The following is a 22275-nucleotide window of genomic DNA, read 5'->3' on the forward strand; positions in this document are numbered from 1 at the left end:
CCCTGTCGATGCCGCCTCTGGCCATGCCGCCTCTGCTCATGTCTCAGCACACGTTGCCGGTCCGGGCCTCCTGCCACAGGTCGACGCCGCCGTCGGTGGCGTACTTGTCGATCTCGGTGAGTTCCTCGTCGTCGAAGTCGAGGTTCTCCAGTGCGGCGACGTTCTGTTCGAGCTGCTCGGTGCGGGAGGCGCCGATGACCAGCGAGGTCACCCGCCGGTCGCGCAGGGCCCAGGCGAGTGCCATCTGGGCGAGGGTCTGCCCGCGCCGGGCCGCGATGTCGCCCAGGGCGCGCAGCCTGCGCAGCATGTCCTCCGACAGCCAGGTCTCGTCGAACGACTTGCCCTGCGTGGCCCGCGAGCCGGCGGGGACGCCCTCGAGGTAGCGCCCGGTGAGCAGGCCCTGGGCGAGCGCGGTGAAACCGATGACTCCGAAGCCCTCCTGCTCCGCGACGTCCAGCAGGCCCTCGTTCTCGATCCAGCGGTTGAGCATGCTGTACGACGGCTGGTGGATGAGCAGCGGTGTGCCCAGCTCCCGGAGGATGGCGGCGGCCTGCCGGGAGCGCTCGGCGTCGTACGAGGAGATGCCGACGTACAGGGCCTTGCCCTGGCGGACGGCGGTGTCGAGCGCGCCCATCGTCTCCTCGAGCGGGGTGCTCGCGTCGAGCCGGTGGGAGTAGAAGATGTCGACGTACTCCAGCCCCATGCGCTTCAGCGACTGGTCGAGCGAGGCCAGCACGTACTTGCGGGAGCCGCCGCCCTGGCCGTAGGGGCCGGGCCACATGTCCCAGCCGGCCTTGGTGGAGATCACCAGCTCGTCCCGGTAGGGCGCGAGGTCCTGCTTCATCAGACGGCCGAAGTTGAGCTCGGCGGCGCCGTAGGGCGGACCGTAGTTGTTGGCGAGGTCGTGGTGGGTGATGCCGAGGTCGAAGGCGCGCAGGGCGATCTCGCGCTGGGTCTCGAAGGGCCGGTCGTCACCGAAGTTGTGCCAGTACCCGAGGGACAGTGCGGGAAGGTCGAGTCCCGAGCGTCCGGTGCGCCGGTAGCGCATCGTGCCGTTGTAGCGCTCGGGGTCGGCGAGGTGGGTCATCGAGGGGTGCTCCTGTCCGATCTGGGCGTCCGGTGTCTGATTCCGACGTCCAGCGCATCGTTCCATCCCGGGCGACCGCGAGGGCCGGGCCGCTGATGGCGATCCCACGCTTCCTTGAATTATCAGTCAAATGGCCAGGTTCCCCGGTCTCACATCACAGTCTTCGTCCTGACGTCGACGGCCTCGCCCCGAGCGGCCGTGTCACTCCTGACGCCTCCCAACCTCCAGGAGAGGCACGTGACTTCACCCGCCATCGCGACCGAGATCTCCGTGGTCCTGACCGCGTCCGCCTGAACACCGATTACGGGCTCGGCACGCCCACCGAGCAGGAGGTCCGCGGCGTCGGCGTGTCCCACGTCCGCACCGACCCCGGCCGTCCGGTCGGCCCGGTGGTGAAGGACCGGGGCCCTGCCGGGACCCGCGTGCACTGCTACCGGCGGGGCTCGGCCGCATCCGCCCTGGGCCCGAGGCGCTCCACGGCGAGCCCCTGCGCATGGGCGCGCTGCTGCACCTGACCGGCATCACGCCCGCGCTGTACGAGTCGTGCCGTCAGCTGGTGACCCGGGCACTGACCGCCGAGCCCGGTGCACGGCCGTACGCGGTGAGCTTCGACGTCCACCGCCGCGGCGCCCTCTGGCCGGACGGCACGGCACCGACCGTGCTGCGGGAGCTGGCGGACCGGGCCGAGATCGTCTACGTCGGCCTGGTCGAGGCGCAGGTGCCGTGGGGTGAGAACCTGACGCCGGCGGACGTACGGGCATAGCTCCCGCGTCCCCGCGTCGCCGCGTCCCCGCGTCCTCGTCGTCAAGGGCGGGGCGAAGGCCGTGACCACGTTCGGCGACGAGGCATGTACTTGCTGTCGGCGCCGAGTGTGACCGTCGTGGAGCCTGTCGGTGCCGGCGGCGCCTTCGCCCTCCAAGTGGCGGGAGGCCGTGGCCCGTTGTCCGACCGGCGCGAGCAGGGGGCACTGCTCGCGCTTTCGCCCTCGGAGTGGAAGGAGCGGGCCCGGTAAGGGCAGCCTGTCGCCCTGGAGCCGGGCTCGCCACGCACTCCGCGCGCGGGAGGTGGTTTGCCCGCCTATGCTCCATTTGTGTGACGACTATCTTCGAAGAGCTGGTGCAGAAGGAGCGTGCGGCCGAACAGGCGCACACGCGCGTGGAGGAGCTGCGGGGCATGTACGGCTCGCCGACCCAGCGCGGCGGCTGGAGTGCGCGGCAGGCCGAGACGTACAACACAGCCCTGCGGGCCTGGCGTGACCTCGCCCGGGAGGCGCAGGTCGCGATGGTCGAGTACGCGAGGGCGCGGGGTGAGCCGCGCAGCGATGTCGAGGAGCAGGTGCGCAAGGCCGTCTGGCGTGTGGAGACGGGCGGCGCCGGGACCTAGCGAAGCAGGCGGTAGCGGCGCCGACGTGCCCTTGACGCAGTAAGTCTCGTTACGCAACTCTGGAGGTTATGACCTCCCAAGGTCACGGCTCCTCAACGGGGAAGGGGTGGGTGCGGGGTGGAGTGGACGGGCGCGCGCTATGCGGACACGCCGACGGTGGAGGTGCGGGCGTGGGTCGACGCCCCGCCGGACCGGGTGTGGGAGATCGTCTCCGACGTGACGCTGATGCCGGACATGAGCGAGGAGCTCCAGTCGGTCCGCTGGCTCGACGGCGCGGCCGGGCCCGCCGTGGGCGCTCGCTTCGTCGGCCGGAGCCGGCATGAGTCGTTCGGCGAGTGGGAGACCACCTCGCACGTCGTCGAGTGCGACCCGCCGCGCGTCCTCGCGTGGGCCGTGGAGGACCTGTCCCGGCCGTCCGCCGTCTGGCGTTTCCGCCTTGCGCCCAGGGACGGCGGTACCGAGCTGTCCGAGTGGATGCGGATGGGGCCCGGCCGGTCCGGGCTGTCCTTCGCCATCGACAGCATGCCGGAGAAGGAAGAGAAGATCGTGTTCGTGCGTATGCGTGAGTTCGAACGCAACATGACCGCCACGCTGGGCCACATCAAGAGGCTGGCGGAGGCGTGATGAGGACCGCGATCACGGTCGAGGCGTCCGGTCTCGGCTCCTGGACCCACCAGGCGGACTTCGTCGTCGAGGCGGAGAAGCTCGGCCTGGACATCTGCTGGGTGGCCGAGGCGTGGGGCTCCGACGCGCCCTCGGCTCTCGGCTACTACGCCGCCCGCACCGAACGGATACTCCTGGGCTCCGGCGTCATGCAGGTCGGGACGCGTACTCCGGTCGCCCTCGCGCAGACCGCGATCACCCTCTCCAACCTCTCCCAGGGACGCTTCCTGCTCGGCCTCGGCCCCTCGGGCCCCCAGGTCATGGAGGGGCTGCACGGTGTTCCCTTCGCCCGCCCGCTGGCCCGCGTGCGTGAGACGGTGGAGATCGTGCGGCAGGTGCTGACCGGCGGCAAGATCGACCACTCCGGCACCGAGTACCGCATCCCGCTGCCGGGCGGCGACACCGTACCGATGAAACTGTCGATGCGGGCCGAGCACCCCGTGCCGCTGTACCTGGCAGCTCTGTCACCGGCCATGCTCCGCCTGACCGGAGAGGTCGCCGACGGCTGGCTCGGCACGAGCTTCGTCCCCGAGGGAGCGGCGGACGCCTACTTCGCGCACCTGGACGAGGGCTTGGCGCGTGGCGGACGTGTCCGCGCCGACCTGGACATCTGCCAGGGCGCCGAAGTGGCCTTCGCCGCCGACGAGGAGGCACTCGGCGCCATGGTCGCCGGCCGCAAAAAGGAACTCGCCTTCAGCCTCGGCGGCATGGGCTCGGCCTCCACCAACTTCTACAACCGCGCCTACAGCCGGCAGGGCTGGGCGGAGGTCGCCGCTGAGGTACGGCAGCGCTGGCAGGCCGGCGACCGGCACGGCGCGGCCGCCCTGGTCACCGACGACATGGTGCTCGCGACGACGTTGATCGGTACGGAGAGCATGGTCCGCGAGCGGCTCCGGGTCTGGCGTGACGCCGGCGTGGACACCGTCCGCCTCTACCCCGCCGGTGACGACCTGGCCGCGCGGCTCGACACGCTGGGCCGGGCCATCGAGCTCGTCCACGAGGCCGGAGGGCGGGCATGAGCGCGCGTACGTCCTTCGCGCACTGGCCGTGCTCGATCGCGCGGACCCTGGACGTGGTCGGCGACGCCTGGACCCCGCTGGTCCTTCGGGAGGCCTACTACGGCAGCCGCCGGTTCGAGGAGTTCCAGGGGGAGTTGGGGATCGCCCGGAACACGCTGACCGACCGGCTGCGTCGCCTGGTCGAGGCGGGGCTGCTGGAACGACGGCTCTACGAGAGCGAGCCGCCCCGCCACGAGTACCTGCTGACCGAGCGCGGCAACGACCTCTTCCCGGTGCTCGCCGCGATGGCCCGCTGGGGCGACCGCTGGCTCGCCGGCCCCGAGGGCCCTCCGGTCACCCTGCACCACGAGGCCTGCGGCCACGACGGCCACGCGGAGGTGGTCTGCTCCGCCTGCCGCGAGCCGCTGCGTGCCGATGACACGAAGGCCCGGATGGGCCCCGGCTATCCGGAACGCCTCAGGTCCCGGCCCGACGTCCAGCGCCGCTTCGCACCGGAGTGACCTCAGCCCCGGGAAGTACTCGAAGGACGACCCGGTCGGTGGCCACGGTCAGGCCGTCGAGGTCCTCGAACGCCAACTCCGCGTCACCGAATCCGGTGCTGCTTCCAGAACGGACCGAGATCCTTGCTTGTCACGGACTGCGCGGCCTTCTTGAACGCGGCCGTGGTGGAGACGCCGTACCAGTGGTCCTTGGCGTACTGCTTCAGGAGGCGGGCCATGGTGTCCGCGCCGAGAGTGCGCTCCAGGTCCGCGAGGGCGCAGGGGCCGGTCGTGTAGATCAAGTGGTACTCGCCCGGGTGCGATGCCCAGTAGGCCATGGAGTTGGTCAGTGCCGTACGGTCGCTCGGCCACTCGACCTCCGACCAGCAGTCGCGGGTCTCCCAGCCGTAGAAGCGCGCGTTGGCGTACTGGGCGAAGCTCTCGTCCAGCCAGGGCGCGCCGTATTCGTCGTTGCCGACGATGCCGTACCACCACTGGTGGGCGACCTCGTGGACGACCGCACTGCCTTCCTCGGTGGTGCCGAGGAGGACCAGGCCGGGGTACTCCATGCCGCCGCCGAACCCACTGGTCATCACGAGGTCGATCTCGCCGTACGGGTAGCGCCCGAACTCCTCGCCGAACCGGTCGACGGCGGCGGCGCCGTCCTGGCGGGTCAGGCGCACCCCGGCCGCGGACGTGCCCGGCGCCCAGTACGACCTCACCCGCACGCCGCCGGGCGTGGTCTCGGTGGCCGTACGGAACGGGCCCGCGGCCCAGGCGAAGTCCCTTACCCGGTGCGCGACGCTGAGCGTGCGGCTGCGGCCGGGCGCGGCGGGCCGGGTCCAGGTGCGGCCGGTGGCCGGGACCTCGAGGGCGGCGGGGTGGTCGAGCGCCACCCGGAAGTCGCTCGCCAGGGCGTAGAAGCTCTCCCCGGTCGACACATACGGATCGAGGTGCCATCCGGCCGCGTCGTGCACGGCGAGCACGGGCAGGGCGTTACCCAGGAAGCGGAAGGCGCCCTCGCGGCCGAAGCGGCTGTTGCGCTGGGGCACCGTGAGGGACACGTCGAAGGCGACGGCGGACCGCTCCCCCCGCACGAGCGGCTTCGGCAGGGCGATCCGCAGCGCCGTGCAGTCCACGGTCAGCCGGCCGGCGGTGCCCCCGGTGACCTTGGACACCTTGACGGGCGGCGGCGCCCCGGCCGTGCCGCACTTGTCCGCACCGTTGCCCCACAGACGTACGTACACCGCACGCAGCGGACGGTCGGAGGCGTTGCGGAACGACACACGCTGCCGGCCCGTCCAGCGAGAGCCGTCCGCGTTGCCGCGCAGCGTCACGTCGTAGCGCAGCCGGTCCGGTGTCGCGGCCGTGGCGGACGAGGCCTGGGCCGTGGGTGCGGAGAGGGCTTCCGGACCGCCGGCGCTCTGCGCCAGGAGCACGGCGAGCAGGACAACAAGCAGACGCCTGGCGGACGTTGACGACCACGCGGACAGTGACAGCATGACAGCGGATCCTGCCACAACGGGTGAGGCGTTGGCCCTCGCCTTCGCGTTTTCGGATACTGACGGCGCCCCGACTCCGCGGCCGAGTCAGGCGGGTAGCGGTGCCAGGGTCGCGGGGGTGGGGCCGCAGGGGCGGACCGTGATGCCGTACTCCGCCTTCGCGGGGGTGGCGGCGAACTCGGGGACGTGGACCGGCAGCAGGTGTTCCAGCAGGACGGTCGACTCGCGGAGCGCGAACTGGAGACCGAGGCAGGCGCGGGGGCCGATACCGAAGGGGAAGTAGGCACCCGGGTGCGCGGGCCGGCCGTCCGGGGCGGTGAAGCGCCTGGGGTCGAAGTGCTCGGGGTCAGGCCACAGTTCGGGGTCGCGGTGGGTGAGGTACGGGCAGACGAGGATGTCCGTGCCGGCCTCGACGGAGTACCCGGCGAGGGTGTCGTCCTCGGCGGCGTGGCGGGGCAGGATCCAGGCCGACGGGTAGAGGCGGAGCGTCTCGTGGATCAGGGCCTGGATCGCCTGACGGCGTTCCGGCGAACCCTCGCCGCCGGCGGCGAGAGCCTGTTCGCGCGCGGCGGGATGCCGGTCAAGGAGCAGATAGAGCCAGGTCAGAGTGGTCGCGCTCGTCTCGTGCCCGGCCGCGAGCAGCGTGACCAACTCGTCGCGGATCAGCCCGTCGGTGTACTCGGGGCGCTCGGTGGCGGCCTCGGTCAGGACATGCACCAGACCCGGGCCGTCGGGGCCGTGCGCTCCGCCGCGGGCGGCTTCGACGGCGCGCCCGGCGACGGCGTCGATCCGGGCGAGATCCGCGGCCACGGCGTCGCGGGCGTCCGCGGCGTCGGCGGGCAGGGTCGGCAGGGCCGCCGCCACGGCTTCCACCGCTGTCAGTTCGCGCTCGGTCTCGTCGTCGAGGGGGTGCCCGGTCAGGGAGCGCCAGATGGCGTCGAGGGCGAAGCGGTGCATCTCCCGCCCGACGTCGAGAACCTGCCCGGTGCGGGCGTACCCGTCCCAGCGCTCGGCGGTGGTGCGGGCGGCCGCCGTGATCCGCTGCTCGTAGCGGCGCATCCCGGTACCGGTGAACTGGCCCTGCAACAACCGGCGTTGCCGCTTCCACGCCGCACCGGTGGCGGCCATGACCCCGTCGCCGATCAACAGCCGGGCACGGTGGGAGCGCTTGACGTACCGCTCGGGAAACCGGGCGAGCACATGCTGGACCGCCGTCGGATCGGTGACGAGAACGGTGGGCGCCGGCCCGAGCCGGAACGCGGCGACACCGCCGGCCTCTTCGCGCACCCGCGCCAGCAGCTCGACCAGTTCACCACCGCCCCCCGCTCGCCATCGCTCCACGACCCCGGCATCGGCTTCGGGAACCGGCCGCCCCGTGCCGGGAGCGTGCGGGAGGGCGCCGAGGCCGGCTTCGGTGTCCATGTCTCTTCTCCAGGTGAGCCGTTGGGCTTGGCCACGACCAAGCGCGGATGCCACGGACTGTACGTGAGTGGCCACATGGAGTCACCCCATGTCCAGTCGAGGGTGCCATGATGTGTGGGGAAGGCTCCTGGGGACCGAAGACTCGAAGGGAGCTGATGTGGCGGTGGAACGAACGTCGGACCGGGCCGGCATGTCCCACGTGCCGGCGTCACGGAGCGCCGTCGCGTGACGCGCCCACACCGCCTCAGCATCGTGACGATCGGGGTCTACGGCTTCGACCGCGGGTCCTTCCTGCGAGAACTGCGGCGCGCGGACGTCCGCCTCCTGCTAGACGTACGTCAGCGCCGCGGTGTCCGCGGACCCGAGTACGCCTGGGCGAACTCACTCCGGTTGCAGCAGGCCCTCGCCCGGGCCGGCATCACCTACGAGCACCACCCCGAGCTCGCCCCGACCACCGAACTGCGTCTGCTCCAGTACGCCGAGGACGACCGCCAAGGGGTCGGCAAGCGCTCGCGCCGCGAGCTCGCTGCCGAGTACACCCGCCGCTACACCGCCGAGATCCTCGACAGCGCCGACCTCACACCGATCGTGTCGGCGCTGTCACGGGGCAGGACCGCCGCGCTGTTCTGCGTCGAGCGCGACCCGCAGGCATGTCACCGCTCGTTGGTCGCCCGGCGACTGGCCGCGGAGCACAGTGTCACGATCGAGCACCTGCGCCCGTCCTGACGTACGCAGCGGATCCCGGGCCGGGCCGCACCGGTCTCACACCGGATAGGCGTGCGTCTGCGTCGCCTTCACCGTCGCCCAGACCTCGGCGCCGGGATGCAGGTCGAGCTCGGCGGCTGCGACCGTGGTCAGGTCCGCGGCGAGGGGGAGTTCGCCCGCGAGGTCGGCACGGATCTGGTCGCCGTGGGTCTCCAGGCCGGCCACCTCGCAGCGCCAGAGATTGCGGGCGCTGGAGCCGGTCGGACGGTCCCGGTGGAGGGTGACCGCGCTCGGCGGGAACGCCACGTAGACCGGTCCTGACAGGTCCTCGGTGGTGGTGACGGCGGGGCCGCCGTCCAGCCGGACCGCGTGGCCGTCGGCCTCGCCCCGGTAGAGGTTCAGGCCGACCAGCTGGGCGATGTAGTCCGTACGGGGATGGCGGGCGATGTCGGACGGGCTGCCCTCCTGGACGACCCGGCCGTGCTCCACGACGACCAGGCGGTCGGCCAGGACCATGGCGTCGAGCGGGTCGTGTGTGACCAGGACGGCGACCGCCTCGAACTCGGCCAGATGGCGCCGCAGTCGGGCACGGACCTCAAGACGGGTGCGGGCGTCCAGCGCTGCCAGCGGTTCGTCGAGGAGCAGCAGACGCGGGCGGGTGGCCAGGGCGCGGGCCAGGGCGACGCGCTGGGCCTGGCCACCCGACAGCTTGCGTGGTTTGGCGCTCGCGTGGTCCGTGAGCCCCAGGCGGTCCAGCCACTCGGCGGCCTGCGCTCGCGCCTCCGCCTTGGTCGCGCCCTGGCAGCGCGGCCCGAAGGCCACGTTGTCGAGGGCCGAGAGGTGCGGAAAGAGCAGATAGTCCTGGAAGACGACGCCGACCGGGCGGGACTCCGGCGGCGTACGGTCCAACTCCGCACCGTCCAGCCGCAGACGGCCCTCGGTGAGCGGGGTCAGCCCGGCGAGCGCGCGCAGGGCGGTGGTCTTGCCCGCGCCGTTCGGGCCGAGCAGCGCGACCACCTCGCCCGGGGCGACGGTCAGCGCCACGTCGAGGCGGAAGTCGCCGCGGTCCACCACGAGGCGGGCGTCGAGCCCGTCCGGAGCGGTGTCGGCGCCGTCGGCGCGGACGTCGTGGGTCTCGGTCATCCGGTGGTCGCCCCCGGTCGTGCGGTCCTGGTCATCCGGCACTCATCCAACGGTCGCGCAACCCGGCCAGCACCGCGATCGACACGGCCAGCAGTACCAGGCTCAGGGCGATGGCGGCCTCCGGGTCGCTCTGGAGGGCCAGGTACACCGCCAGCGGCATGGTCTGGGTACGGCCCGGGAAGTTTCCCGCGAAGGTGATCGTCGCGCCGAACTCGCCGAGCGCCCGGGCCCAGGCCAGCACCGCGCCCGCCGCGATCCCCGGTGCGATGAGGGGCAGGGTGACCCGGCGGAACGCGGTGAAGCGGGAGGCGCCCAGGGTGGTGGCCGCCTCCTCGTAGCGCGGGTCGGCGGCCCGCAGGGTGCCCTCGACGCTGATGACGAGGAACGGCATCGCCACGAACGCCTCCGCGATCACGACGCCCGTCGTGGTGAACGGCAGCGTGATCCCGAACCACGAGTCCAGCCACTGCCCGACGATGCCGTTGCGGCCGAGCGCCATCAGCAGCGCCACACCGCCGACGACCGGCGGCAGGACCAGGGGGAGGGTGACGAGGGCCCGTACGAGGCCCCGGCCGGGGAACTCCACCCGGGCCAGCAGCCAGGCCAGCGGCACTCCGATGACCAGGCTCACCGCGGTCGCGGCCGTGGCGCAGACCAGGGACAGCCTGAGCGCCTGCCACACCTCGGGGCTGGTCAGCTGCTCCGGCAGGCTGTGCCACGGGGTCCGTACCAGCAGGGCGATCAGCGGCACGATCAGGAACGCCAGGCCGATCAGCGCGGGGAACAGCAGAGGCAGCGGAACGCCCGAACGGACGCGGCGACGCCGCGGCCCGCCCCGGAGGGCGTCGGTCGCGGCGCCGACCTTGTCGCTCGTCGAGTTCACGGCTTGAGGAACCCGGCCTCGGAGAGGACCTTCTGGCCCTCGGCGGACCGCACCAGCGCGATGAACGCCTTCGCGGCCGCGGCGTTCTGCGTGTCCCTGAGCAGGGTGATCGGGTAGTCGTTGACGGCGTCGGCGGACTCGGGGAACTCCACGCCCTCCACCTTGTCACCCGCCGCGTGCACATCGGTCTTGTAGACGACCGCCGCGTCGGCCTCCTTCAGCTCGACCTTCGTCAAGGCGGCCTTGACGTCCTGCTCGTAGGAGACCGGGGTGAGGTGCAGCTTGCTCGCGTCCAGGGCCTTCTGGGCGGCGGCGCCGCAGGGCACCTCCTTGTCGCAGAGCACCACCTTCAGATCCGACTCGGTGAGGTCCTCGAGAGAGGAGATCTTGTCGGGGTTGCCCGGCAGGGTGGCGATCTCCAGCTCGTTGCGGACGAAGGTCGCGGGGGTGCCGGAGGCGGCCCCCGCATCCGTGACGATCTTCATCGTCCTGGGGCTGGCCGAGGCGAACACATCGGCCGGGGCGCCGCCGGTGATGCTCGCGGCGAGGGAGTCACTGCCGCCGAAGCTGAAGGTGACCTTCGAACCCGGGTGCTCCTTCTCGAACTGCCGGCCCAACGCCTGGAAGCTCTCCTGGAGCGAGGCCGCCGCGAAGACGGTCACGTCACCCGAGATCTTGTCCGAGGCGGAGGCGGACGCGGCGGAGTCCGACTTCGCCGAGGCGTCCGAGTCGGTGGACGAGCAGGCGCTGAGCGCCAGCAGCGCCGCGGCGCTCACGCCGGTCATCTGCGAGATGCGGCGGTTCTGGCGCGCGGTACGGCTCATCCCGGTCCACTCCCTCTGGTCCCCACGGACACATTCACTGGTGGTCCTGACGGACCACGTACGCCATGCGTCGATGATAATGCCGCAGATGCCAGGTGAAAGTCTCCTGTCGCATCGCATGAGCGGGCACTGCGGTACCGGTGGGTTGCATGTGCGTTTGTACGGGACCGGCGGAGCGGGTGTGCGCGCCCACCTGGGACCCACGGCTGGAGCTCACCCGGCTCAGCTCGGCTGGGAGCCCGACTCGGCTTCGCTCAGGCCCGGTCGATGTGCACGTTCGTCGACTTCACCCGGGCCGTGGCCTCCATGCCGACCTCCAGGCCCAGCTCTTCCACGGCCTCCCGCGTCAGCAGGGACACCAGCCGGTGCGGACCGGCCTGGATCTCCACCTGGGCGGCGACGTCGCCGAGCTTCACGGCGGTGACGATGCCGGGGAAGGCGTTGCGGACGGACGTGTACGACAGGTCCTCCTCGCCGTCACCGGACCTGGCCAGCTCCACGGAGAACGCGGCCAGGTCCTTCCCGTCGATGAGGCGGCGCCCGCCCTCGTCGCGGTGGGTGGCGACGCGGCCGGCGTCCGCCCACCGTCGCGCGGTGTCGGGGCTCACCCCGAGCAGACGGGCCGCCTGGCCGATCGTGTAGGACTGCATACGCGCCAAGATAGGCGATCAGGGCAGAGCCGCCGGTGAGTACCCCGCGAGCCGTACCGTCTCCCCGGACGATCACCGGTCGGTCTGTTCATCGCCCCCACCGGTGTGCGTGCTCGCGGTGAGGCCCGTACGCGACGGGCCCGTGCCGCCCGCACCCGCTGCGGGGTCCGGCACCGGCCGCCCGTTCGGCCACGACCCGGAGGCGCCCCATGTGCCGGCCGTGGCCTGCGCGTTCGCGCGGCTGCGGGGCGAGCAGCGGACGCCGGACCCCACGCCCGCGAACACCGAGCCCATCCTCACCCTCGACTGCCCCGAGTCACCCAGGGCGACAGGGGGCAGACCTTCGGCGGAGGCGAACCCGATCGGAGAGGAAGACGATGGCCCCATCGGAACAGGAACCGGAACAGCAGGCCCAGCGGATCGGCATACCCGCCGAGTCCACCGCGGGCGAGACCAGGGTGGCGGCGACCCCCGCCACCGTGGCCCGGCTGGTCGCGCTGGGCTACCACGTGGTCGTGGAACCGGGGGCGGGGGAGCTGTCCCGCTTCTCCGACGCGGCCTACGAGGAGGCGGGCGCCCGGCTCGGCGACCCGTGGCCGGCCGAGATCGTGCTGAAGGTCAACGGCCCGTCGAGCGAGGAGATCGGCCGGCTGCGCGACGGAACGACGCTGATCGCGCTCATCGGCCCCGCGCTCAACCCGGACCTGGTCGAGGAGTTGGCCCGGCGGCCGATCACCGTGCTCGCCATGGACGCCGTACCGCGCATCTCGCGTGCCCAGTCCCTGGACGTCCTCAGCTCCATGGCGAACATCGCCGGATACCGGGCCGTGGTCGAGGCCGCGCACGCCTTCGGCCGCTTCTTCACCGGCCAGGTGACCGCCGCCGGCAAGGTGCCGCCCGCCAAGGTGCTCGTGGCCGGCGCCGGAGTGGCCGGACTCGCGGCGATCGGTGCGGCCCACAGCCTCGGCGCCGTGGTCCGCGCCACCGACCCCCGGCCCGAGGTCGCCGAACAGGTGCGTTCGCTGGGCGGGGAGTTCCTCGAGGTACGGCCAGAACAGGCCGAAATGGAGGTCAGCGCCGACGGATACGCCAAGGCCACCTCGGACGACTACAACCGGCTCGCCGCGCGGCTCTACGCCGAGCAGGCGGCCGACGTCGACATCATCATCACCACCGCGCTCATCCCAGGCCGGCCCGCGCCGCGGCTCATCACCGCCCAGGACGTCGCGCGGATGAAGCCCGGCAGCGTGATCGTCGACATGGCGGCGGCCCAGGGCGGCAACGTCGAGGGAACGGTCGCGGGCAAGGCGGTCGTCACCGACAACGACGTGACGGTCATCGGCTACACCGACCTGCCCGGCCGGCTCCCCGCCCAGGCGTCCCAGCTGTACGGCACCAACCTCGTCAACCTGATGAAACTGCTCACCCCCGGCAAGGACGGCCGGCTGGTCCTCGACTTCGAGGACGTGGTGCAGCGGTCGATGACCGTGGTCCGTGACGGCGAGAAGACCTGGCCGCCCCCACCCGTTCAGGTGTCCGCCGCGCCAACCCCCACCCCTGCCCATGGCCCGGAACCGGCCGCGCTCCCCGACGCCGGGGCGAGGCCCGCCCGCTCCGCGCGGTCCGGATACGCCCTCGTCGGCGCCGGAGCGCTCGCGCTCTTCCTGGTGACCGCCTTCTCGCCGCCCCAACTGATCGCCCACTTCACGGTCTTCGTCCTGGCGATCGTCATCGGCTTCTACGTCATCGGCCATGTGCACCACGCGCTGCACACCCCGCTGATGTCGGTCACCAACGCGATCTCCGGGATCGTCGTGGTCGGCGCGCTGCTCCAGATCGGGCACGGGAACACCGTGGTGACCGTGCTGTCGTTCGCCGCGATCCTGCTGGCGAGCATCAACGTCTTCGGCGGATTCGCCGTCACCCGCCGCATGCTCGGCATGTTCTCGAAGGGCTGATCACGGATGACCACCGCCACGGCCGCAGAGGCCGCATACGTCGTCGCCGCGCTGCTGTTCATCCTCAGCCTCGCCGGACTCTCCCAGCACCGGACCTCCCGCTCGGGGGTCGTCTGGGGCATCGCCGGCATGGTCATCGCCCTGGCCGCCACCGTCGGCCTCGCCTCCCGGAGCATCAGCGCCACCGGGCTCGTGCTGATCGCCGTCGCCACGGCCGTCGGCGCGGGCATCGGACTGTGGCGTGCCCGGGTCGTCGAGATGACCGGCATGCCGGAACTGATCGCCATCATGCACAGCCTCGTCGGCCTCGCCGCCGCGTTCGTCGGCTGTAACGGCTACCTCGACGTCGACGCCGGAGGCCACACCGGGCAGGAGATCACCGGCTCACTGCTGCGCATCCACCACGCCGAGGTGTTCATCGGCGTGTTCATCGGCGCCGTCACCTTCACCGGTTCCGTCGTCGCCTATCTGAAACTGTCGGCGCGGATCAAGTCCCGGCCGCTCATGCTGCCCGGCAGACACATCCTCAACCTGGGTGCGCTCGCCGCGTTCGCCGTGCTCACCGTGGCGTTCGTCGCGCGCCCCCACATGGGACTGCTCATCGCGGTCACCGTGGTGGCCCTGGCCCTCGGCGCCCATCTGGTCGCCTCCATCGGCGGCGGCGACATGCCGGTGGTCGTCTCGATGCTCAACAGCTACTCCGGCTGGGCCGCGGCCGCCTCCGGCTTCCTCCTCGCCAACAACCTGCTCATCGTCACCGGCGCACTCGTCGGCTCCTCCGGCGCCTACCTGTCGTACATCATGTGCAGGGCGATGAACCGCTCCTTCCTCTCGGTGATCGCGGGCGGCTTCGGCGGCGAGACGGCGGTGGCGGGCGACGGCGCCGAACAAGGGGAGCACCGGGAGATCAGCGCGGAGGAGACCGCCGAACTCCTCCAGGACGCCTCCTCGGTGATCATCACGCCGGGATACGGGATGGCGGTCGCCCAAGCCCAGTACCCGGTCGCGGAGTTGGCCCGCAAGCTGCGCGAGCGGGGCGTCGACGTGCGCTTCGGCATCCACCCCGTCGCCGGACGGCTGCCCGGGCACATGAACGTGCTGCTCGCCGAGGCCAACGTGCCGTACGACATCGTGCTGGAGATGGACGAGATCAACGACGACTTCGCCGCCACCTCGGTCGTCCTGGTCATCGGCGCCAACGACACGGTCAACCCGTCCGCCGCCGAGGACCCGGCCAGCCCCATCGCCGGGATGCCCGTCCTGCACGTGTGGCAGGCGGCCCAGGTCGTCGTCTTCAAACGCTCCATGGCGACCGGGTACGCGGGCGTGCAGAACCCGCTGTTCTTCCGCGAGAACAGCCAGATGCTCTTCGGCGATGCCAAGCAGCGCGTCGAGGACATCCTGCGCTCCCTCGACGCCACCACGGCGCCGGCCCCGGCCATGGTGGGAACGAACCGCTGACCGCCGAACACTGACCGCTGTCCCCGCCCCGTCCGCCGGGCCGACCCGGCGGACGGCGCGGACACGGCGGTCGTACGGATGATCCCGGCCCTCGTCGAGGCGCGCACCGGCCGCGACCGCTTCTTCGCCGGGCCAAGGTGGAGGACCTGGCCGCCGACGCGGTGGAGCGCGGCGCCGAGGTGCTCGTCGGTGGCCGTACCCCGGCCGGCCTCGGCTGCTTCTACCCGCCGACCGTCCTCACGGGCGTGGCCCCCGAGGGCCCCGACCACGCCCTCACCCCGGGCGCGGGTGGCGGACGTCGCCCGTGCCCAGCGTGATCACGGCCCGGGGCGTCATGGGCTCGTCGCCGCGACGGGAGAGCAGGACCACCTCCTCGACGGCGGCAGACAGGGTGCCGAGCCGGACGGCACACTCGGCTGCCAGGTGTTTCGGGTCATGGGTGCGGCCGAGGGAGAGATGCGGGGTGAAGCGGCCACCGCGCCCGAGGCAGAGGGGGAACCGCAGCTGTAGCTCCCGCTGGAGACGGGCCCACGGCGCCGGACCTGCCGCGGCCGGATCGAGCCAGACGGTCGCGTAGTGCCGGTGCCGGAAGTACCGCACCCCGGCCAGCCGCGCCAGGAACGGCGTGCAGGCCGCCGCCCCGGCACGGAGCAGCGGCAGCGCCCGCGCGAACTCCTCCTCCGGTACGAACCCGAACAGCAGGTTCACATGCGGCGGCCACCGCCGTACCTGCGGATCATGCTCCCAGCGGATGTCCTGGATGGCCGGCCAGAGCTCGCTCGGCGGCAGCCACGCCACCGCCGTCCGGGCCGTCGGCGCCATCTCGAGCGCATCCCCCGGCCCTGCCGGGCCGAAAGCCGCATTCCCGTCCACATGCCCATGATCCCAAATCGAGGCAGGATCATCCGATCGAGCACAGGGCGAACGATTCACCAGGTGAACGTCGCGCTGTTCGATCAACGGCGTCCGGGCCGCACGGTGATTCTTGTGCCGGTATCCAACTGACCGGCAGGCAGCAGATCTTCGAGGCTGACGTTCGAATCCTGTTGCCTCCCCTGCCCAAGGAGTCTCCCTTGAGTCTTCGTCGTATGGTGACCGGTGCTCTCGGTTCCGCCGTTCTCGTGCTCACGTCCCTCGGTGCGGTGACCGCCCAGGCGAGCCCCGCGGCGGCCGACCCGTGCGGCTTCTACGAGACCAGCTCCGACGCCTACTACAACCACTGCACGTCCGACGGCTCGCGTGTGGTCATCCATGTGCGGGTCGCCCTCGCGCCTGACTACGAGCGGTGTGTCGGGCCCGGCAGGACCTGGCTGGGCCCCGCGGAAAAGATCCAGGGCGCTCACTACGTCAACCGCACCTGCTGAAACAGCGGGCACCTGAGCTGATGCCTGCCTGATCGCCGGGGTGCATCGGTCAGTCCAGGAAGTCGGCGACGAGGAGAGCGAACTCGCCGGGCGTGGCGAGGCGGATACCGAGGTCCTCGGCCTTGGCGCGCTTGGATCCGGCCCCTTCTCCGGCGACCACGAGGCTGGTCTTCCTGGAGACGCTGGAGGAGGAGCGGCCGCCGGAGCGTTCGATGAGTTCGTTCACCTGGTTGCGGCTGAGCTTCTCCAGCGGGCCGGTCATGGCGCCGGTGACCACGACTGTCATCCCGGCGAGGGGACCGGCGGACGGACTGCCGGTCGCGGCGTCGTCGGCGCCGGTGTCCGGGTCGGCGCCGGTGGCGGCTTCCACGGGCGGGAACGTGGCGCCGGGCTCGGTCATGTTCACCCCGGCCGCGGCGAGTTTGTCGATCAGCGCGGCGAGTTCGGCCAGTTCGGCGACGATGGCGGGTGCCTTCTCGGCGCCGATGCCCTCGACCTGCTGCAACTGGTCGGCGTCGGCGGCACGGATGTTGTCCATGGTGGCGAAGTACCGGGCTATGCGGCGGGACATGGACCGGCCCGTGCCACGCACTCCCAAGGCGCACAGCACGCGCGACAGCGGCCGCGTCCTCGCTGTGGCGAGGGCGGCCAGCAGGTTGTCGGTGCTGGTCTCGCCCATCCGGTCCAGCCCGAGGAGCTGATCGCGGGTCAGGGTGAACAGGTCGGCGAGGTCGGTGACGAGGCCGGCGTCGACGAGCTGCACGACGCGGGTGGCGCCCAGGCCCTCGATGTCGAGCTGGTCGCGGCCCGCGGCGTAGGAGAGGGAGGCGACCAGGTGGCAGTTGCGGCCCTGCTCGCACCGCCAGCGCTCCTGGCCGGTGTCGATGCCCGAGCCGCAGCGCGGGCACACCTGGGGGAAGACGATCGGCTTCTCGTCGCCGGTGCGCAGGTGGGCGACCGGGGCCTCGACGCGCGGGATGACGTCACCGGCGCGGTGCACCATGACCTGGTCGCCCATCCGCAGGTCACGGCGGGTGATGTCGGCCGGGTTGTGAAGCGTGGCGTAGGTGATGGTGGAGCCGTCGATCTCGACCGGCTCCAGGACGGCGCGAGGGGCGATGATGCCGGTGCGGCCCACGTTCCACTCGACGTCCAGCAGACGGGTGATCTTCTCCACGGCAGGGAGTTTGTAGGCGATGGCCCAGCGCGGGGCCCGCGATCCGGATCCGGCGGCCTTCTGGTCGGCGGCGTGGTCGGCCTTGATGACGATGCCGTCGATCCCGAACGGCAGCCCGGCGCGCAATGCGGCGATCTCCTGCACCCGGGTCAGCACGTCGGCCGTGGTGGCCGCAGTGATGCCGGGCACCGGGGTGGGGGCGGTGGTGTTCACGCCCAGCTCGGCCGCGAGGGCCATGAGCTCACTGTGTGCGAGGTCGTCCAGCCGTGCGGCCAGAGCGCGGTCGGTCTCGGGCAGCGGCAGCAGGCCGTAGCCGAAGAACGTCATCGGGACCGTGTAGGCGCGGTCCTTCGCCCGCAGGGTGCCCGCGGCCGCGTTGCGGGGGTTGGCGAACGGCTGGCCGCCGTGGGCGGTGCGCACCTCGTTGGCGTGCTCGAACTGCGCGCTCGTCATGAGGACTTCGCCACGCACCTCCACGTCGACCGGCTCGGTCAGCGTGTCGGGCAGGCCCTCGATGGTTCCCATGGTGTGCGAGACGTCCTCCCCGGCCGTCCCGTCCCCCCGTGTGATCAGCCGCGTCAGCCTTCCCCGCGTGTACCGGGCCGCAATCGCCAGACCGTCGAGTTTCGGCTCGACGCTGTACCGCTGTGCCTCGTGTCCGATGCGGCGGGCCAGGGAGGCCGTCCAGGCCGTGAACTGCTCTGGCGAGAACACGTTGTCCAGGCTCAGCATCGCGACCGTGTGCGGCACATCGCCCTCGACCGCGCCACCGGCGACCTTCCCCGTCGGCGAGCCGGGCAGGACCTCGTCGGGATGACCGGCCTCCCACGCGGAGATCTCTCGCACCAAGCGGTCGTAGGTGTCGTCGTCCAGCGGTGAGGTGCCGTCCGTGTAGTAGGCGGCCGCGGCCTTCACGACGTCCTCGACCGCCTGCGCGTAGCCGGCGGCGTCCACGATCTGCGCAACTGGTGTTGTCATGCCGACCATCCTGCCTGCCATCACTGACAACGCCCCTGACCTGCGACGTCACCTCTCGCGGTCAGGTCGCTGTGCCGCGCGGCGACAGCAGCGCACTCAGCGCGGCGGACCCTTCGAACAGGGCCTTGGAACGAGCCGTGATGTCGGCGTCCCTGGCGGCCAGCGCGGCGAGGACGTCCTCCGTGCGGCGGGCGCGGCGCAACTCCGGCATCAGGGCCCGCAGGGGTGCGATGCGGTGGCCGGCCTTGCGCAGTTGGTGCACGATCCGCGCGTCACGCACCTGGGCCGGTGTGTACCGGCGCGTCCCGCGCGCGGGGTCGCGGTCCGGGACGACGACATTCTCCGCATCCCAGTGCCGTAACGTCGAAGTGCGGACACCGAGCGCGGCGGCGAGTTCGGAGACGTTCATCGAGTCCGACGCCCGTACGTCTTCGATCGGCTCGCCGGAGATGGCCCGGGCGGCCTCCTTGGCCTGTCTCAGATCCGCGCGCTCCGCGTCGAGCCGGGCGTGCGCCGCGTCGAGCAGGGCGAGGACCTCCGGGAGCGGGGACCGGTGCACGGCCCGAACGATCTTCTTGGCCTCGGTCGGGCCCGTGCCCGCCGCCAGCGCGCGGTAGGCCAGTGCGGACCGCAGATGCGCCTCGCCGTAGATCCGGTAGCCCTTGGCCGTGCGTGTCGCCGGCGGCAGCACACCGTCGCGCTCGAGGTTGCGTACCTGCTGCACGGAGCACCCGACGTGCCGCGCGACATCGCCGGTGCGCAGGTCACCTGATTTGAGACTTATCAACCGGAAACCCCTTCCTCCAAGCTCAAAATCTCCACAAGCACCTCAATGCAACGCTAGAGCACATGACCATGGAAGAGATCATCAGCTTCGTCGACGGCCTCGACGGCGTCCTGACCCTCAGGCCGGCACCCGGAGACGGCTCGCCCGAGATCAGCTGGGGTGACGCGTTCTTCTACTACGCACCCGATGGCGTCGTCCCGACGACGACCCAGCCGTTCGCGACGATCGTGACCAAGAACTGTCCCGGCGACGAGGCGTCACGTCTGGACCGGGCGGACACCTTCCGCCTGAACATCGCCGCCGGGAAGGAGGAGTTCATCCGGTGGACCGGCCACGCACCGCGCGACCCCGATACCGCCGAGGTGGACCCCAGCGCCACCGACACCCTGATGGCGCACCCCGTCTACGGGGCCGTCGGCTGGCTGGCGGTGGTCAACCCGGGCCCGGGCACGGACGCGGCAGTCCGCGAACTGCTCCGTGGCGCCTGCCACCTGGCCCGCACACGCCATGAACGGCGCGCTTCCTAGGCCGCCACCGTCTTCACCTTCGGAGAACCCGTCGCCACCCTTCCTGCGCTGAACAAACCATTGCAAAGAGGATGCGACAAGGTGGGCGGCGAGATCGCCGTGAAGGTGTACCCGACGAAGGACACGCAGGCCACCGCCCCGTAGAGTGCCTCTCCGTTGCCCTTTCGAGCCCCGAGGTACCGCGCAGTGACCCCCGCACGCCCCGCCCCGCCCCCCGCCGCCGTGACCGTCGTCGGGATCGGAGCCGACGGCTGGAAAGGCGTACCGGACAGCTCCCGCGCCGCGTTGGCCGATGCCGAGGTCGTCATCGGCGCCCCGCGTCAACTGGACCTGCTGCCTCCCCGGTGCACCGGGGAGCGCATCGCCTGGCCCTCGCCGCTGCGGCCCGCGGTCCCCGGCCTTCTCGCCGCCCACGCCGGCCGCCGCGTGGCCGTACTGGCCAGCGGAGACCCGATGTTCTACGGCATCGGGCGCGCCCTCACCGAGGTGCTCGGCGCCGGTGCCGTGCGCGTCCTGCCGCACCCGTCCTCCGTCTCCCACGCCTGCGCCCGCCTCGGCTGGCCGCTGGAGGACGTCGAGGTCGTCACGCTGGTCGGCCGCCCCGCCGCCCGCCTTGCCGCCGCCCTGCACGAGGGCCGACGGCTGCTCGTGCTCAGCGCCGACGCCGGCACCCCCGCCGAGGTCGCCGCCCTGCTGCGGGACCGCGGCTACGGGCCCAGCCGTATGCGGGTACTGGAACAACTCGGCGGCGAGAAGGAACGCACGACCGTCTCAACGACCGCCGACGAGTGGCGCGAAGCCCCCGGCGCCCCGCTGAACATCGTCGCCGTCGAGTGCCACCGCACCCCGGACGCCCCGCGCCTCGGCGCCGTACCCGGACTGCCCGATGCCGCCTACGAGCACGACGGCCAGCTCACCAAGCGCCACATTCGCGCCGCAACGCTGGGCGTGCTCGCGCCCGCGCCCGGTGAGCTGCTGTGGGACGTCGGCGGCGGATCCGGGTCGATCGCCATCGAGTGGATGCGCACGCACCCCTCGTGCCGGGCTGTCACCGTCGAACGCGACCCGGTGCGCGCCGAGCGCATTACCCGCAACGCCGACCGGCTCGGCGTGCCCGGCCTGCGCGTCGTCACCGGCGCGGCACCCGACGTCCTGGCCGAACTGCCCACGCCGGATGCGGTGTTCATCGGCGGCGGGCTCACCGCGCCCGGCCTCCTCGACGCCTGCTGGGAGGCGCTGCCCGCAGGCGGACGCCTCGTCGCCAACACCGTGACGCTGGAGTCGGAGGCGCTGCTCGCCGACGCCCACCGGCGCCGCGGTGGCGAGCTGGTGCGGCTCGCCGTGGCACACGCCGTCCCCGTGGGCGGCTTCACCGGCTGGCGGCAGGCGATGCCGGTGACCCAGTGGGCCGTGCAGAAAGAGCAGCGAACCCTCAACCCCGTTCCAGGAGCAGACAGATGACCGTGTACTTCATCGGTGCCGGCCCCGGTGCCGCCGACCTGATCACGGTGCGTGGCGCCCGTACGCTCGCCGCCTGCCAGGTCTGCCTGTACGCGGGCAGCCTGGTGCCGCGCGAGCTGCTCGCCGAATGCCCGCCCGAAGCACGGCTGGTGGACACCGCGGAGCTCAACCTCGACGAGATCACCGCCGAGTTGGTCCGGGCCCATGAAGCGGGGCACGACGTGGCACGGCTGCACTCGGGCGACCCGTCCGTGTTCAGCGCGGTCGCGGAGCAGATGCGCCGGCTCGACGCGGCCGGGGTGCCGTACGAGGTCGTCCCCGGTGTGCCCGCCTTCGCCGCCGCAGCAGCCTCGCTGAAGCGGGAGCTGACCGTACCGACCGTCGGCCAGACCGTCATCCTCACCCGCATCGCCCACCGTGCCACCGCCATGCCCGACGGCGAGGACCTCGCCACCCTCGGCCGCAGCGGGGCGCTCATCGTGCTCCACCTCGCCGCCAGGTATGTGGACCGTGTGGTGGAGGAGCTCCTTCCGCACTACGGCACCGACTGCCCTGCCGCCGTCGTCGCCTACGCCTCGCGTCCGGACGAGGTGATCATCCGGGGCACGCTCGACGAGATCGCCGGGCAGGTGAAGGAAGCGGGTGTGCTGCGCACGGCTGTGATCATGGTTGGCCGGACCCTGGGCGCGGAGCAGTTCCGGGACAGCCACCTGTACTCGCCGGAGCGGGAGCGGCACGTTTGCTAGGTGCCCCACCGGAATTGCCGCGATGTGTTGTCTTTTGTGTGCGGGCTCGTTGTGGC

The 22275-nt window shown here is 71.8% G+C and carries 22 protein-coding genes and 1 pseudogene; 13 read left to right on the forward strand and 10 right to left on the reverse strand.

The features are described from left to right. Positions 1-43: 43 nt before the first annotated feature. On the reverse strand, positions 44-1087 hold the full coding sequence (gene mgrA / locus KUM44_RS07100) for an L-glyceraldehyde 3-phosphate reductase (RefSeq protein ID WP_217206899.1): 1044 nt from the start codon (positions 1085-1087) through the stop codon (positions 44-46). A gap of 493 nt (positions 1088-1580) precedes the next feature. On the opposite strand from mgrA, the gene KUM44_RS07105 reads away from it, so the two are divergent. The 5 genes from KUM44_RS07105 to KUM44_RS07125 all read left to right on the forward strand — a co-directional run bounded on the left by KUM44_RS07105 (position 1581) and on the right by KUM44_RS07125 (position 4652). Then, complete coding sequence (locus KUM44_RS07105; protein ID WP_217206900.1) at positions 1581-1850, forward strand: hypothetical protein; 270 nt, start codon at positions 1581-1583, stop codon at positions 1848-1850. A gap of 329 nt (positions 1851-2179) precedes the next feature. Continuing rightward, positions 2180-2470, forward strand: coding sequence for a hypothetical protein (locus KUM44_RS07110; RefSeq protein WP_217206901.1), 291 nt, complete (start codon positions 2180-2182; stop codon positions 2468-2470). Positions 2471-2587: 117 nt separating this feature from the next. After that, a complete protein-coding gene (locus KUM44_RS07115; protein WP_217206902.1) occupies positions 2588-3094 on the forward strand; it encodes an SRPBCC family protein in 507 nt (168 codons plus the stop codon). Next, the gene (locus KUM44_RS07120; protein ID WP_217206903.1) at positions 3094-4152 is read left to right on the forward strand and encodes an LLM class flavin-dependent oxidoreductase; all 1059 of its coding nucleotides are present in this window, start codon (positions 3094-3096) and stop codon (positions 4150-4152) included. The genes KUM44_RS07115 and KUM44_RS07120 overlap by 1 nt, the downstream gene beginning before the upstream one ends. Beyond that, the gene (locus KUM44_RS07125; protein WP_217206904.1) at positions 4149-4652 is read left to right on the forward strand and encodes a helix-turn-helix domain-containing protein; all 504 of its coding nucleotides are present in this window, start codon (positions 4149-4151) and stop codon (positions 4650-4652) included. Before KUM44_RS07120 ends, KUM44_RS07125 begins: the two co-directional genes overlap by 4 nt. Positions 4653-4735: 83 nt before the next feature. Here KUM44_RS07125 and KUM44_RS07130 read toward each other — a convergent pair whose 3' ends face one another. Continuing rightward, positions 4736-6133, reverse strand: coding sequence for a M1 family metallopeptidase (locus tag KUM44_RS07130; protein ID WP_217206905.1), 1398 nt, complete (start codon positions 6131-6133; stop codon positions 4736-4738). Between the two features lie 87 nt (positions 6134-6220). Further along, positions 6221-7555 (reverse strand): cytochrome P450, encoded by a 1335-nt coding sequence (locus KUM44_RS07135; protein WP_217206906.1) that lies wholly within the window; start codon positions 7553-7555, stop codon positions 6221-6223. 225 nt (positions 7556-7780) lie between these two features. On the opposite strand from KUM44_RS07135, the gene KUM44_RS07140 reads away from it, so the two are divergent. Beyond that, entirely contained in the window at positions 7781-8281 is a 501-nt protein-coding gene (locus KUM44_RS07140) for a DUF488 domain-containing protein (protein WP_308402521.1), read from the forward strand. 36 nt (positions 8282-8317) lie between these two features. Here KUM44_RS07140 and KUM44_RS07145 read toward each other — a convergent pair whose 3' ends face one another. The 4 genes from KUM44_RS07145 to KUM44_RS07160 form a co-directional block, all read right to left on the reverse strand. Beyond that, the gene (locus tag KUM44_RS07145; protein ID WP_217207058.1) at positions 8318-9403 is read right to left on the reverse strand and encodes an ABC transporter ATP-binding protein; all 1086 of its coding nucleotides are present in this window, start codon (positions 9401-9403) and stop codon (positions 8318-8320) included. Positions 9404-9434: 31 nt separating this feature from the next. Then, entirely contained in the window at positions 9435-10286 is an 852-nt protein-coding gene (locus tag KUM44_RS07150; RefSeq protein ID WP_217206907.1) for an ABC transporter permease, read from the reverse strand. Then, entirely contained in the window at positions 10283-11110 is an 828-nt protein-coding gene (modA, locus tag KUM44_RS07155) for a molybdate ABC transporter substrate-binding protein (RefSeq protein ID WP_217206908.1), read from the reverse strand. Before modA ends, KUM44_RS07150 begins: the two co-directional genes overlap by 4 nt. Positions 11111-11364: 254 nt before the next feature. Beyond that, complete coding sequence (locus KUM44_RS07160) at positions 11365-11760, reverse strand: molybdopterin-binding protein (RefSeq protein WP_217206909.1); 396 nt, start codon at positions 11758-11760, stop codon at positions 11365-11367. Positions 11761-12137: 377 nt separating this feature from the next. Here KUM44_RS07160 and KUM44_RS07165 point away from each other — a divergent pair, with 377 nt between their 5' ends. From KUM44_RS07165 to KUM44_RS07175, 3 genes and pseudogenes are all read left to right on the forward strand, one after another. After that, a complete protein-coding gene (locus KUM44_RS07165) occupies positions 12138-13718 on the forward strand; it encodes a Re/Si-specific NAD(P)(+) transhydrogenase subunit alpha (protein WP_217206910.1) in 1581 nt (526 codons plus the stop codon). A 6-nt stretch (positions 13719-13724) separates the two neighbouring features. Beyond that, complete coding sequence (gene pntB, locus KUM44_RS07170; RefSeq protein WP_217206911.1) at positions 13725-15179, forward strand: Re/Si-specific NAD(P)(+) transhydrogenase subunit beta; 1455 nt, start codon at positions 13725-13727, stop codon at positions 15177-15179. A 128-nt stretch (positions 15180-15307) separates the two neighbouring features. Continuing rightward, positions 15308-15436, forward strand: a pseudogene (locus KUM44_RS07175) (aldehyde dehydrogenase family protein); the annotation flags it as partial. Positions 15437-15452: 16 nt separating this feature from the next. Here KUM44_RS07175 and KUM44_RS07180 read toward each other — a convergent pair. Continuing rightward, positions 15453-16001: a 2'-5' RNA ligase family protein gene (locus KUM44_RS07180; RefSeq protein WP_217206912.1), complete on the reverse strand. Its 549-nt coding sequence runs from the start codon at positions 15999-16001 to the stop codon at positions 15453-15455. A gap of 269 nt (positions 16002-16270) precedes the next feature. Between KUM44_RS07180 and KUM44_RS07185 the strand changes: the two genes are divergently transcribed. Continuing rightward, positions 16271-16543 carry a DUF6355 family natural product biosynthesis protein gene (locus KUM44_RS07185; RefSeq protein WP_217207059.1) on the forward strand — a complete coding sequence of 91 codons (273 nt, stop codon included), beginning with the start codon at positions 16271-16273 and terminating at the stop codon, positions 16541-16543. Between the two features lie 49 nt (positions 16544-16592). Here the strand turns inward: KUM44_RS07185 and ligA are convergent, their stop codons facing one another. Together ligA and KUM44_RS07195 are read right to left on the reverse strand one after the other, a co-directional pair. After that, positions 16593-18698: an NAD-dependent DNA ligase LigA gene (gene ligA, locus KUM44_RS07190; protein ID WP_217206913.1), complete on the reverse strand. Its 2106-nt coding sequence runs from the start codon at positions 18696-18698 to the stop codon at positions 16593-16595. A gap of 61 nt (positions 18699-18759) precedes the next feature. Continuing rightward, positions 18760-19485: a MerR family transcriptional regulator gene (locus KUM44_RS07195; protein WP_217206914.1), complete on the reverse strand. Its 726-nt coding sequence runs from the start codon at positions 19483-19485 to the stop codon at positions 18760-18762. Between the two features lie 62 nt (positions 19486-19547). Here KUM44_RS07195 and KUM44_RS07200 point away from each other — a divergent pair, with 62 nt between their 5' ends. The 3 genes from KUM44_RS07200 to cobM all read left to right on the forward strand — a co-directional run bounded on the left by KUM44_RS07200 (position 19548) and on the right by cobM (position 22219). Continuing rightward, positions 19548-20012, forward strand: coding sequence for a DUF6194 family protein (locus KUM44_RS07200; RefSeq protein ID WP_217206915.1), 465 nt, complete (start codon positions 19548-19550; stop codon positions 20010-20012). A 186-nt stretch (positions 20013-20198) separates the two neighbouring features. After that, positions 20199-21473, forward strand: a complete 1275-nt coding sequence (gene cbiE, locus KUM44_RS07205) for a precorrin-6y C5,15-methyltransferase (decarboxylating) subunit CbiE (RefSeq protein ID WP_217206916.1) — start codon at positions 20199-20201, stop codon at positions 21471-21473. Next, positions 21470-22219 carry a precorrin-4 C(11)-methyltransferase gene (gene cobM, locus KUM44_RS07210; protein ID WP_217206917.1) on the forward strand — a complete coding sequence of 250 codons (750 nt, stop codon included), beginning with the start codon at positions 21470-21472 and terminating at the stop codon, positions 22217-22219. Before cbiE ends, cobM begins: the two co-directional genes overlap by 4 nt. Positions 22220-22275 lie beyond the last annotated feature (56 nt).

It is taken from the genome of Streptomyces sp. AC550_RSS872, assembly GCF_019049285.1.
Classification (GTDB): Bacteria; Actinomycetota; Actinomycetes; order Streptomycetales; family Streptomycetaceae; genus Streptomyces.